General features: G+C 35.0%; 12 protein-coding genes. 5 read left to right on the top strand and 7 right to left on the bottom strand.

What is annotated here, in order from left to right; translation table 11 throughout:
• Positions 1-747: 747 nt before the first annotated feature.
• Both JQC67_RS18975 and JQC67_RS18970 read right to left on the bottom strand, forming a co-directional pair.
• Positions 748-1,347, bottom strand: coding sequence for a hypothetical protein (locus JQC67_RS18975; protein WP_203254473.1), 600 nt, complete (start codon positions 1,345-1,347; stop codon positions 748-750).
• A 187-nt stretch (positions 1,348-1,534) separates the two neighbouring features.
• Positions 1,535-2,281 (bottom strand): hypothetical protein, encoded by a 747-nt coding sequence (locus JQC67_RS18970; protein ID WP_203254472.1) that lies wholly within the window; start codon positions 2,279-2,281, stop codon positions 1,535-1,537.
• A gap of 434 nt (positions 2,282-2,715) precedes the next feature.
• Between JQC67_RS18970 and JQC67_RS18965 the strand changes: the two genes are divergently transcribed.
• The 5 genes from JQC67_RS18965 (at position 2,716) to JQC67_RS18945 (ending at position 8,719) form a co-directional block, all read left to right on the top strand.
• Entirely contained in the window at positions 2,716-4,128 is a 1,413-nt protein-coding gene (locus JQC67_RS18965; protein ID WP_203254471.1) for an alkaline phosphatase D family protein, read from the top strand.
• Positions 4,129-4,243: 115 nt separating this feature from the next.
• Positions 4,244-4,702 carry a peptide-methionine (R)-S-oxide reductase MsrB gene (gene msrB, locus JQC67_RS18960; protein WP_203254533.1) on the top strand — a complete coding sequence of 153 codons (459 nt, stop codon included), beginning with the start codon at positions 4,244-4,246 and terminating at the stop codon, positions 4,700-4,702.
• A 99-nt stretch (positions 4,703-4,801) separates the two neighbouring features.
• Entirely contained in the window at positions 4,802-6,370 is a 1,569-nt protein-coding gene (locus JQC67_RS18955) for a protein adenylyltransferase SelO (RefSeq protein ID WP_238934923.1), read from the top strand.
• Between the two features lie 59 nt (positions 6,371-6,429).
• Positions 6,430-6,921: a peptide-methionine (S)-S-oxide reductase MsrA gene (msrA, locus tag JQC67_RS18950; protein WP_203254470.1), complete on the top strand. Its 492-nt coding sequence runs from the start codon at positions 6,430-6,432 to the stop codon at positions 6,919-6,921.
• 307 nt (positions 6,922-7,228) lie between these two features.
• Positions 7,229-8,719: a Gfo/Idh/MocA family protein gene (locus JQC67_RS18945; protein ID WP_203254469.1), complete on the top strand. Its 1,491-nt coding sequence runs from the start codon at positions 7,229-7,231 to the stop codon at positions 8,717-8,719.
• Positions 8,720-8,817: 98 nt separating this feature from the next.
• Here JQC67_RS18945 and JQC67_RS18940 read toward each other — a convergent pair whose 3' ends face one another.
• The 5 genes from JQC67_RS18940 to egtB form a co-directional block, all read right to left on the bottom strand.
• Complete coding sequence (locus JQC67_RS18940) at positions 8,818-9,663, bottom strand: alpha/beta hydrolase (RefSeq protein WP_203254468.1); 846 nt, start codon at positions 9,661-9,663, stop codon at positions 8,818-8,820.
• Positions 9,660-10,508, bottom strand: a complete 849-nt coding sequence (locus JQC67_RS18935; protein WP_203254467.1) for an SDR family oxidoreductase — start codon at positions 10,506-10,508, stop codon at positions 9,660-9,662. Before JQC67_RS18935 ends, JQC67_RS18940 begins: the two co-directional genes overlap by 4 nt.
• Positions 10,509-10,631: 123 nt before the next feature.
• Positions 10,632-11,366, bottom strand: a complete 735-nt coding sequence (locus JQC67_RS18930) for a flavodoxin family protein (protein ID WP_203254466.1) — start codon at positions 11,364-11,366, stop codon at positions 10,632-10,634.
• 47 nt (positions 11,367-11,413) lie between these two features.
• Positions 11,414-12,361: an L-histidine N(alpha)-methyltransferase gene (locus JQC67_RS18925; protein ID WP_203254465.1), complete on the bottom strand. Its 948-nt coding sequence runs from the start codon at positions 12,359-12,361 to the stop codon at positions 11,414-11,416.
• Position 12,362: 1 nt separating this feature from the next.
• On the bottom strand, positions 12,363-13,511 hold the full coding sequence (gene egtB, locus JQC67_RS18920; RefSeq protein WP_203254464.1) for an ergothioneine biosynthesis protein EgtB: 1,149 nt from the start codon (positions 13,509-13,511) through the stop codon (positions 12,363-12,365).
• Positions 13,512-13,663 lie beyond the last annotated feature (152 nt).

Below are 13,663 nucleotides of genomic sequence, written 5' to 3'. Positions count from 1 at the left end.
TGCAAATTTTGAAACAAAAAAGCAGCAAAAGCATAAAGCCCTTGCTGCGCAGGATAACAATTTGATTACTCAACTTGTTTCCTAAATTTTAAAGAAAAAACTTGTTTTTTGACACAGTACCTAAGAGTAGTGCGGATTTAGAGAAACAATTCCCATAGCGCCACAACGCTTAGCAGAAGCTTTTTGTTTTGTTTTACTTTTTTCTAGTCCAAAGCAAAATCCTAAAGATTTTGCGACCATCTAAAAATACATAAACCATTGAATTAAACACCAAAGCCCGCATTACTTTTAGGTTCTGTTGGCACAAGTGTTTTTTTTGCGATGTTGCTTGCGTTCTACTTGCGTACTTAAAGTGTTGCTTGCGAATTGCCACCCCGGTAGGGGGAAGTAAGCGAACTACTTGCGTTTTACTCCGAACAGATTGGAAATTATTTTTTACATAACGATTGCGTCAACGTAAATAATCCGTCAAGTTATTCAGAATCCGTCTGCGTTTTAATTTCAGGAGAATATCAGGCAGTATTTTTAGTATTGGATATACTTGCTTAACATTTGCGCCAACGGTGCGGCTATGATTAGTGTGGGGCGGTGATTTACAATTCCTATTGCTCCACAGCTCGTAGCCAAATCTTTTTGTTTTGTTTTATTTTTTCTTGTCTAAAGCAAAATCCCAAAGATTTTGCGACCTCATAAATATACACAGACCTTGGCGTAAAAACCCAAACCCCACATTAATTATAGGCATTGTTACCACACGTTTTTATTTTTTATTTCGAATTTATATGGGTTTTCACTATCAAAAATCCCATTATGATAAATTAAAAATTCAGCGCCATTTTCGTTGAACTCTACCGTTTCTATCTTATCTATTCCGATTAAACATAAATCCGTTCGTATCAATATTCTTTTACGGAATATCCCTAAATCCGATTTAGTGATTGAAACTCTTTCTCCGCAGCCTAAAAATCCACTCTTTGAAACTTCAATTTTATATTTTTCATTTATCTTGTATTCGGTAATAACTTGCTCAAATACAAGTAGTAATGTTGCCAAAGAAATTAATGGGACTAATATAAAAAGTGATAATAACTTCGATTTATTGTTCTTGAAAAAACTAAAGTAAAAAAGAATTAAAATTATAAAAGTCAGTTCTATAAATGAGTGAGAGTAAATTCCTTTTAGTTGGTAACCATTTGACAACAAGATTACCATTAAAATAAAAATAATCGAAGTGATTATTAGTGTTCGTTTAATAAGTGTTTCTAATTTTGGAAACTCCGTTTTGACCACAAAAGGAATGCAATTCAATCCAATTATAATCAAGAAAAATAATATTATTACGGTCATTTCTTAAATGTGTGGTAACGCTTAGGCTATGGCAAGTAGGGCAGGCAAGGAAACTTTTCGTTTCCGTCTGGTCTGCGAGCCAGAGCTTTTTGTTTTGTAATTATTTTTCTTTTTTTAATTGCCAAATCCAAAAGATTTGGCGGACTTAGTAAATGAGCCCAAGCCTTTAAATTAGGCGCTTTATGCCCTATTTGCTATAGCCATTGTTAGGCGCAGTACTTTTTTCTTTAAACATCCCGTAGTCAGAAAATTCACTCAATTCAATTTTGTTTTTGGACGTCAAAACGCAACTCAAGTTAGATATCAAACTATCCTGTCCATTTGATAGGGTTAAATCCTCAATTTCTATTGCTACTATTCCTAGATTCTCTCTTTGCCGTATTATTACATGTCCTTTTTTTACTTTTATACTATCTCTATGTGGCGATTTGTCCATACTAACTATATCATTTAAGTCATAAAAAGTTATAGAATCTCTTGTCTCTTTAAAACCATTGAATTGATATCTGTAATATCTTCTTTTCATATTTCTCAAGTCTTTATCTTGATAGTATTTTATTCGAAGATTTAGTCCCTCAATTTCTATTTTTTTTGTTTCTACAGGTACAAATAATTCTTCTAAGTCTTTCATCTCTTCATAAGGAACTCGAACTGTCGCAATAGCCTGAATTAGATTTTTATTTGGGATGTCAGTTAACTGTGAAATCGGTAAATTATTGACTCCTGCGATTGTGAATTTTTGAGTGGTGTCCCGAACCGTATATCCGGAAACGTGCGAATCCCTTCCACCCCAAGCATCGTATTTATAAATAGCCTTAGACGTTCCCTCAATTTTTTGTTCATATAGGGTTATATCCCATTCTCCAATGCCAGGTAGACACCCGTAAAATGATATTAAAAGACCTATACAAAATATTTTGGCTATGATTTTCAAATTTTGACTGCGTTTTTAGTATTGTGCCTAACAATTGGCTAAACGTACTATTACGTTTATTCCATTTTTAGTATTACTAATCTAAAACTTATTTTTAATTTTATTCCTTTCGTGTCAAAAGCTAAATTTATTCTCGATAGCTATCGGGGTATCATCATTATAAATATACACAGACCTTTTGATTTGGCCTTAAACACTGCATTATGTTTTTATTGTAAACTGTAGCGATGCGCACTAGTAAGCACGAACGATTAGGTTTATGTTTTTTTTCGTCTGAGTAAAGTCCATTTTGTTCATAAAGCAGAATTCTTTTTAAATATCTTTAAATCCGAAAGCAATAGAGCAACTTTAAAAAAGTATTTGCCTTACTATTGTGTTAAAAATCGACCAGCTATAATTATTGGCTATTTTTAGTATCACCTTAAATAAGCAGTATGAGAGTTTTCTTTACCCTACTATTTTTTTCATTAGGTATTGTGCAAAGTACAGCACAGAATGATGACACCATATATTTTACTACTGGTTTTAAAATAGGGGAGGTTACCCACTCATCGGCAATTATTCTAACACGTTTATGTAAAACTGCAAAACCTGTTGCCATTTATCATGAACAAAAAAACACCACTTTCAGACCTCCTATAGATTTTGATAATTCCATGCCCGTGCAAAAAATGGAGGGTGCTGTAGAAGGTGCTGCCGGTCAAGTGAAAATAACCTTAAAGTCTAAAGACACTACAATTACAACGGATTGGGAATATGTGTCTGGCTATAAAGATTTTACTATAAAACAAAAATTTGATGGCTTAGCTTCAAACACCACATATGCTATTATTATTCAAGGTAGAAAAAATAGCGATGCCACTAGTACTGAAATTAAGGGTGCCTTTACAACGGCTCCTTCGGCTGATGAAGCAGTTCCAATATTGTTTACCTCGTCAACATGCCAGTATTTTTGGTCTCATGATGATCCACAACGTGGTTTTAAAATTTATGATAGCATGCGGAAATTGAACCCGTCTTTTCATTGCCAAACTGGTGATTATGTATATTATGATAAACCCGGGCCAATGGCCTATACAGTTGAATTGGCACGGCACAAATGGCATGCAATGAATTCGTGGCCTGCCTTAGTTGATTTTTATAGTAGCACGTCTGTGTATCAACAAAAAGACGATCACGATTTATTAAAAGATGATACAACGCCGTATTCTACACCTTTTGGAGAATTAAGTTATCTAGATGGTTTAGACATATGGCGTGAGCAAGTGCCCATTATAGAAAAACCCTACAGAACTGTTCGCTGGGGTAAAGATTTACAAGTATGGATGGTAGATGTACGCGAATTTAGAAGTGACAATAAAGCACCCGATGGAAAGGAAAAAACTATTTGGGGTGCCGAACAAATTGAATGGTTTAAAGAAACGGTAGAAACATCGGATGCAAGTTTTAAAATTCTTGTTTCACCAACACCTGTTGTTGGACCAGACCGATCAAAAGGTAAATTTGATAATCATTCAAACCGTTCATTTGAAACGGAAGGCGAATGGTTGCGAAAGTACTTAGCCACACAAAAAGTTTTTGTAATTAATGGGGATCGGCATTGGCAATATGTTTCTGTAGATCCAAAAACTGGTTTGCGTGAATTTAGTCAAGGCCCCGTTAGTGATAATCATGCACAAGGTTGGGATCCTAATGATATTCGACCGGAACATAAGTTTTTACGTGTAAAAGGTGGCTTTTTGGCAGTGAACGTATTTCGCGATAAAAAAACACCTACAATTCAATTTACACATTATGATGTTGATGGTGCGGTTGTGAATCAAGAAGTTATAAAGGCACCAAAGTAATATAGGTATTGTGTTAGTTTCTGTTTTGATAACGACAATACTAATAGAATAGAAGAAAGTTAAAGTGATTTGTTGTTCTTAATTTTACAGTAACAAATAAATGAAAGATAAAGACATGTTAAATTGGAAAGATATAATTCATTTTAGTGTTAAAGGTAATCCGACACCAGATAAAAGGGTTGAGAAAACAGAAGCCGAATGGAAGGCTATTTTGACGCCTGAACAATATAGAATTACACGCCAAAAAGGAACTGAAGCTCCACATTCTGGTGCCTTATGTAGTGTTCATGAAGCGGGAAAATATAACTGTGTGTGTTGTGATACGCCTTTGTTTGATTCTACTATTAAATTTGAATCGGGTACGGGTTGGCCAAGTTTTACACAACCTATTGCAGCAAACGCAATTAAATATCATAAAGATTCTTCTTTCGGAATGGTGCGTGTAGAAGTGATGTGCAATACCTGTGACGGACACTTAGGGCACGTTTTTCCGGATGGCCCTGAGCCAAGTGGACTCCGTTATTGCATCAACTCAGAATCAATGCAATTAGAAACACAATCTAACGAAGAATAATTGCGGTTTTAGCTTGAACCTTTCCGTAAGGACTAGGCTGAACAAACGACTTAATTTGTTGGAATCACCATGGTATATTAAAAAGAAAGGAAAACTATTTTGAGTTTAAAATTAAACATACAAGACAAGTTCAATAAAGAGCTGCCTGCGGATCCAATTACAGCGAATGGTAGACGGCAAGTAATGAAATCTTGTTTTTCTTATGTAACGCCAAAAACCACAGCAAATGCTGAAATGCTTCATGTTTCTTCTGAAATGTTGAATGAATTGGGGCTAACTGTTGACGATGCTAAAAGTGAGGCTTTTTTAAAGGTTTTTACGGGCAATGAGGTTTTGCCAAATACATCTCCTTTTGCAATGTGTTATGGTGGTCATCAATTCGGAAATTGGGCTGGGCAGTTGGGTGATGGTCGCGCAATTAATTTGACTGAAGTTGAACACAATAATAAAAGCTGGGCTTTACAATTAAAGGGTGCAGGTGAAACACCGTATTCAAGAACTGCTGATGGTTTGGCGGTCTTGCGTTCGTCAATTCGTGAATACCTGTGTAGCGAAGCTATGTACCATTTGGGTGTACCTACAACTAGAGCATTATCATTGGCGCTTTCTGGTGATCAAGTTTTACGTGATGTACTCTACAATGGTAATCCTGAATATGAAAAAGGCGCTATTGTGTGTAGGGTAGCACCATCTTTTTTACGCTTCGGTAGTTATGAGATTTTTGCTTCCCGCGAAGATACAACGACTTTAAGAATCCTTGTTGATTATACCATCAAACACCACTATGCACATTTGGGTGAACCGTCAAAAGAAACCTATCTGAAATTTTTAAAAGAGGTGGGTGAGAAAAGTTTGGCAATGGTTATGCATTGGCAACGTGTTGGTTTTGTTCATGGGGTTATGAATACGGATAATATGTCGATTTTAGGATTGACTATTGATTATGGTCCGTATGGTTGGTTGGAAGGATATGACCATGGCTGGACACCCAACACTACAGATAGGCAACATAAAAGATATCGTTACGGTTCGCAGCCAGATCTTGTGCTGTGGAATCTATACAAATTGGCGAATGCACTTTATCCGTTGATTGATGAGGTTGCACCTTTACAAGATATTTTAAAGACTTTACAAGAACAAACGGATGCCGCGTATTTGTCTATGATGCAGTCAAAACTTGGATTGTTTGAAAAGGATGAAAATGACCTACAATTGGTTACTTCACTTGAAGCAATTTTGCAAAAATCTGAAACGGATATGACTATCTTTTTCAGGAATCTAGCAAATTTTCAAAAAGAGGGTGAGGTAGAAGGTTTGGCAATTGTTGAAGCAGCCTTTTATAATGCAATAGAAATTACGGGTGAACTTGAAGGCGAATGGAACGAATGGTTTTCAAACTATCAAGTTCGGTTGAAAAAAGAGATGCTTTCTGATGATGAAAGAAAAACGGCCATGAATAAAACCAATCCTAAATATGTGTTGCGAAATTTCATGGCGCAATTAGCTATTGATGCCGCTGACGAAGCGGATTATAGTTTGATTGATGAATTGTATCAGTTATTGAAAAAACCCTATGATGAGCAACCCGAAAATGAAAAATGGTTTGCAAAACGACCGGATTGGGCGCGACATAAAGTAGGATGTTCAATGTTGTCGTGCAGTTCATAAAACTATTTTGAATTTGTTTGTTTTAAGACGGATAGATTAAAAGAATTAAAAAGAAAAGAATGAGTATTAAAAAAGCATATATCGCTGGGGGTTGCTTTTGGGGAATGGAAGATTTGTTTAGAGTGCAACCCGGAATTAAAGATACTGAAGTTGGTTATTTAGGTGGAGAAAATGAAAATCCTACGTACAAAAATCACCCAGGTCATGCAGAGGGAATCGAATTAACTTACGACTCAAATGAAACTTCGTTTAAGGCTATTTTAGATTATTTTTTTAGAATTCATAATCCTACCACAATAGACCAACAAGGCAATGATCGTGGGTCTAGTTATCGTTCTACTATATTTTTTCAGAATGAAGAAGAGAAAGCGATATCCGAAGAAGTGATTAAAATTGTTGATGATTCCAATCGGTGGGAAGCAAATGCGGTGACTACTTTAGAACCTTTTACAGTTTTTTGGCCAGCAGAACCTGAACATCAAGATTATTTGCTTCGTATACCTAATGGGTATACGTGTCATTTTGAACGTTTTGGTACTTTTCTTAAGTAAGCCATCTTATTCAAAACATATAAATAATAGTGTTGAGTTTATGGTTGCCTATAATTAGATCAGCACGGCTTTTCATTTTCCATAAACCATTCAATTAATTAATCTGAAGACAATTTCGGAATCTAATCTTATTTTACTTTCAAGAAATAGATAGCTGTTTGCGATTCTCAAAATATCAAAAAAACAGCTTTACCCTAAACAAATATTAGCGTCGACAGAACATTGAAAAAAAAAGTTTATATCTTTTAGGCATAATAGTATTTCATGCAAAATCTATTTAGCAAACTAACTTTAATTTCAATTCTAAATGACGACAAGAAGAAACTTTATTAGAAAATCAGGAACCGCAGCAGTCGGTATTTCCATTCTTCCCAGTAATGTAATTACCGGATTAGGACACAAGGCACCCAGTGACAAATTAAATATTGTTGGTGTTGGTGTCGGAAGCATGGGATTTGGAAATTTAAGAAACCTTGAAAGTGAAAATATTGTCGGTCTTTGTGATGTAGATTGGAATTATGCGAAACGTTGTTTTGAACATTTTCCTAAAGCGAAACGCTTTAAAGATTTTAGAGTCATGTTCGATGAAATGGCTGATGAATTTGATGCAGTGGTTATTGCCACTGCAGATCATACACACGCCATTGTTGCGGCAGAGGCTATGATTCGTGGCAAGCACGTGTATGTGCAAAAGCCATTGACACATTCCGTTTATGAATCACGTTTATTGACCAAACTTGCCAAGAAACATAAGGTTGCAACTCAAATGGGGAATCAAGGTGCCTCAGGTGCTGGGGTGGCTGAAACCTGTGAATTGATATGGAGTGGTGCCATTGGTGAAATTACCAAAGTAGAGTCGTTTACAAATCGTCCTACTTGGCCACAAGGTTTAAATCCGCCGACACAAGGTCACTGGGTTCCTGATACTTTAGATTGGGATTTGTTTACAGGACCTGCAAAATTAGTTCCGTATAATCAAGTGTATCATCCTTGGAACTGGCGTGGTTGGTGGAATTATGGTACTGGTGCCTTAGGTGATATGGCCTGCCATATTTTACACCCCGTTTTCGAAGCTTTAAAATTAGGATATCCGACGAAAGCACAAGGTAGTTCTTCATTACTACTAAGAGATTGTGCGCCAACTGCACAATCTGTTAAGATGACTTTTCCGAAGCGTGGAAAAATTGGTAAAGTAAAACTGCCAGAAGTTGAAGTCTCATGGTTTGATGGAGGAATTAAACCAGCATTACCTAAAGGATGGACGAATGGTAAGGATCCAAATAAATCAGGTGGTGGTACCTTCTTTTATGGAACTAAAGGAATTATTCATGCAGGTTGTTATGGAGTGGAACCTGAAATTATTGGTAGAGATTTACCAAAAGTTGCTAAAACAGAACGACGGGTTGAGGAAGAAATAGGATTGGCTTGGAACAAAGGGGCACATGAGATGGATTGGGTTCGTGCTTGTAAAGAAAGTCCTGAAAATCGCAAACCTTGTACTTCTGATTTTTCTGAAGCAGGACCATTTAATGAAATGGTAGTTATGGGAGTTTTAGCTGTACGATTACAATCATTGAATAAAATTTTAGAATGGGATGGTGCCAACATGCAGTTCACCAATATTGGAGATGATGAAACTATTAAAACAGTTATTCGTGATAATTTTGTCACTACCGATGGTGGTCGACCGAAATTTCAAAAAGATTGGACGGAGCCTTTTTCTGCTAGTGAATTTGCAAAAGAACTGGTGAGTCATACCTATCGTGATGGATGGAAGTTGCCTGACATGCCTGCGTAGGTTATTTGATTTTTAAACAATTTTTTAGCACAATGGGAATAGATAATAAATTCTATTCCCATTGTTATTTTAAGAAACTTTGGTCCGCGTAACTATTTTTACTTAATAGCTACTACTGGTTCTTTTTTTAAATACCCAAGCGACTGTAAAAAAATATCAGTTTCAGTAATTGTCTTTTTGTAATTTTCAAAATTTGCATAATTAAAGAAACCGTGTCCCTGACCCTCATAAATTTTTAATTCGCATCTGCTTTCAACTTTGTTCATTACGGTTTTGTAATACTGTACCGTTTCAACCGGTATATGTTTATCCTTTGTCCCTAAAAATAATATTGTTGGAGGAGCTCCTTTTTTTATGTTGTGTAAAGGGGAAAAACTTTTATAGGTAGCACCAATTCGTTCGTATCCATAACCGCCTGGGCCATTATCAATTACTGGGTTGTAAAGAACTAAGGCATTTGGTACAGAACTTATAGATATATCATCAGTGGTTTCATTAAAGTCTTCTATTAATGCTGTTGCAGCAGCAAGATGTCCGCCAGCTGAGCCTCCAGAAGCGATAATTTTAGCGCTGTCGATTTTAAAATTACTCGCGTTTTTTCGAATAAATCGCATTGCAGATTTAGCATCTTTGAGCGATTCAAACGGCGTGGTGTTGTTTTTACTTTTTGTTCTATAATCCGCCAAAAAACACACAATTCCTCTTTTAGAAAAATACTGCGCATGGTTAATAAAATGACTTCTATTTCCACCAGTCCATCCGCCACCAAAAAAGAAAATCATAGCTGGGTAACTTTTATTTGCTTCAAGCTCTGCCGGATAATATGTTTCTAAAAATAATTTCGTTGAATCAATCTCTTTGTACAAAGTTTTTTCTTGAGCAATACAATTTGAACTATTTATAATAGCAAATAGCACTATGGTAAAGAGGAGTTTAAATTTCATACTTTTTTGAATTCATTAATCATTTCTAGGGGTGACTTATGAGATTTACCCGTAGCTTTTTTATAATCCGAAGATACGTCATTAGCGCCATTTTTAATGCCTTCGTAAATGCCTGAAATTATAGTTCCTATAAAATCACCCAACGCATTTTTTCGCTCAATTAAATAGTTCGCTACCGAAACGGAGTTGTATACGAGATGTGTATTATAAACCTGATTTATGTAATCAGCGAGTTGGTTTTGGGTTATAGGTTGGCCGACAAGATTATATGTTTGACCATTGTGTTTTTCTTCAATAAGCATTTTAGCGTATGCATAACCTAATTCTTCTCTGCTGGTATAACTACATTTTCCATCACCAGCACAGTTTCTAATTTCACCTTCCTTTTCGTAGGTTTCTATATACTCTAAATCGGGCTCAATATAAATTCCGTTTCTACCAATTACCCAATTCAGACCTGAATTTTGAACATCAACTTCTGTTTGGCGGTTACTTTGTACTACGGGACTAAATGCAGTATTTTCTTCGTCTCCAACAATGCTGGTATATACTATTTTCTCTGCACCATTTTGTTTTGCTGCTTCAATTACATTTCTATGTTGTTGAATTCTTTTTTGGGGTTCATCCATTCCAGAAAGCAACATCACAGTGTCTATTCCTTGTAAAGCAGTATTAAAATCTTCACGATTATTATAATCTCCTTTTCTTATTTCAATACCTAGATGTTTTGCTTTTTCTGGTGTACGTGCAATGCCTATAACATTTTCTTTTCCTATTTCCTTAATTAAGTTTTTTATAATTGCCGAACCTAATTTTCCGTTTGCTGAAGTAACTGCTATTTTCATTTTATTAAATAATTTTTGGACCCAATATGTAAAATTAGTTTTGATCTAGGTTATTGCGTACTAGAATTTAAAAGGAATTGAGATTGCTTTTAGATTTTAAAAATGGAAACAGTATCGATACATTTACCGGTATTCAGGATTGTCAAAATTCCATCTTGTACCATCATCCCATTCTTCTCTAGAATTTCCGTAACTAGGATATCCATCTTGTTTTTTTAACATAGAAGCCAAATGCAATAAATTGTACGTCATGAAAGTTGTATTGCGATTGGTGAAATCGGAATCAAAACCCACAGGTGTTTTTAATTCTTCGCCATTCCATTCAGTATCTCCATAACTAGGTCCGGGGCCTACTGTTCCTATCCATCCGCAATCTGCTTGTGGTGGTATAGAGTATCCTACATGTTGTAGTGAATATAATATCCCCATAGCACAATGCTTGATTCCATCTTCATTACCAGTAACCATGCAGCCACCCACTTTACCATAAAAACTATATTGGCCTTTAGCATTTGTTTTGCCACTCATACCATATAATCGCTCGATTAATTTCTGTGCGACGGATGATTTTTCTCCCAACCATATTGGCGTACCAACAATTAGAATATCTGCGTCAAATATTTTTTCAAAAAGTTCAGGCCATTCATCTTCTTTCCATCCATGGTCTTTCATATCTGGATAAACACCGGTAGCTACATTATGATCAATTAACCGAATCTCTTCAACAACAACTTGTTCTTTCTTCATTATCGATTTTGAAACCTCGATAAGTTTTGACGTATGGCTAGTTAATGGTGATTTCTTTAATGTGCAATTCACATAAACTGCTTTTAGGTCTTTAAAATCTTTATAGCTCATAACAATTGCTTTATTTGTTTACTTCAGTTCTTTTGAAGATACTAATTTTAATTTCTTGTTAGAATGTAATCTGCAAAATAGGCTTTACTATCTAGTATTTTGTTTTCAAGAACGAAATCAGTTTTAGAAATGATTTTCTTTATAAGGTCATCATTATATTTTCTAGATATTTCGGTATGAATTTTTTCGCCTTTGGTAAAATTGTATGTTTTGTCTATGGCTTTAATTTCTACTTTTTGATCCGCCGTACTCATAATAAAACTTTTAGCGATACCCTCATTTTTATTGTATTCGGGTTGGTGTTTAAACTGTTTAAGATTAAAATTTCCGCCAAGTTCATTATTAATTCTATCGAGTAAATTAAGATTAAATTTTGCGGTAATACCTTTACTATCATTATACGCAGGTAGTACAATTTCTTCTGATTTTATTAAATCTACACCCAACAATAACTTATCGCCTATTTGCAGATTTGACCCTAAATTATAAATGAAATCTGCGGCTAAATCATCTGTCATATTTCCAATATTTGAACCAAGAAATAATATGATTTTAGGCTTTTTATTATCTTTTAGTGAAGCTAAAACCTTAAAGTAATCACCTTGCTTTGTTTGTACAGATACTCTTGGTAATGCTGCGTTAAGGTCCTTTTCTAATAAGTTTAACGCATTGGAAGAAATATCGATAGGGAAATAATCAAAAGAATGATTCTGTTCATCTAATAATCGAAGTAATTCTTTGGTTTTTGTGCCGTCACCAGCACCTAGCTCTATCAACTCGAAATAAGAATCTGGTTTTACGCCCAAAGCCTCAACAAGTTGCTGGGTTTTGTTTTGAAAAATATTCAATTCACACCGGGTAAGGTAATACTCAGGTAAATTCATTATTTCAACAAAAAAAGCATCTCCTTTTTTATCATAAAAGTATTTTGAAGGTAGTGTTCTCGGACATGATTCTAATCCTTTTTCTACATCACTTTTAAAAATCTCTATCATGTTATTTTACTAATCTTATTCCAGTGAATTGCCAGCGTTCTGAAGGATGAAAAAAATTGCGGTAGGTAATGCGACTATGGTTTTTAGAAGTAGCAACAGAAGCCCCTCTTAGTACCATTTTGTTACTCATAAATTTGCCATTGTACTCACCAACAGCACCATTTTCTTTTACAAAATTCGGGTAAGGTAAATAGGCACTGTTTGTCCATTCCCAACGTTTACCCCAGTCCAATTTTTTAGCAGCTATTTCCCATTCAAATTCAGTAGGTAACCGCATACCTTTCCACTCTGCAAAGGCGTTTGCTTCATAAAAGTTAATGTGACATAATAGTGCTTGGCTATCTATTTTTTGTAAACCTGCAAGCGTATAGGCATGCCATGTACCATCAATTTTATGCCAGTACATGGGTGAATCAATTTTGTTTGAGTTTACCCAAGACCAACCTTCATCAAGCCAAAGATTAAAATCAGAATAGGCACCGGATTCTATAAATTCAATAAACTCCTCATTTGTTACTAGATGATTGTTTATCTCAAAATCATCAATATAAACCTGGTGTACACCTAATTCATTATCGTAACTAAATTCATTGCTTTGATGCCCAATTTCATAGACGCCGGCATTAATTTTTATGCTTTCTGAAGTTGCGTTTTTGTCTTTTATTAAATTGTATGCAGTATCAAAGACAGGAAACAAAGCATTATGACCAAGCATATATTTTACATCTGTAATCAATAATTCTTGGTGTTGTTGCTCATGGTTTAAGCCTAAAACAACTAAATCGATAATTTTTTTTGAAGGATCTTGTTGTAGATAATCCAACATTTTTTCATCCACATAGTTTCTATAAGAAAAAATTTCATCGGTACTCGGGCGAGACATATTGCCTCTGTTCGCCTGTAAAACTCTATCGCCTACATTGTTGTAATAACTATTGAAAAGGAAGTTAAAATTTGAATCAAATTCAGTGTAATTGGCTACTTCATTTTTTAAGATAAAGGTTTCGAAAAACCAAGTTGTATGCGCCAAATGCCATTTTGCAGGACTCGCGAATTGTACAACCTGAATGGAGTAATCTTCTGCTTGTAAGTGGCTGCAAAAATTGAGGGTTTGTTGCCGTATGTTTTTATACTTTTCGTCTAGATTCATATTGATTACGAATGTGAAGTTGTTCTAATTTTTCGAAGTATACTGAAATAATTTTTAATCAAAATTTTCTTATTAAAAAGCCAATGGTTACAATTATAACATAAATTAATCAAGCTTTAGTTTTTTGCAGTCACATGTAAAATAACTGCATG

Source organism: Aurantibacter crassamenti, assembly GCF_016811105.1.
In the GTDB taxonomy this organism is placed as follows: domain Bacteria; phylum Bacteroidota; class Bacteroidia; order Flavobacteriales; family Flavobacteriaceae; genus Aurantibacter_A; species Aurantibacter_A crassamenti.
Note: the sequence above shows the minus strand (reverse complement) of the source record. Positions and strands in the feature narration are given on the sequence as shown.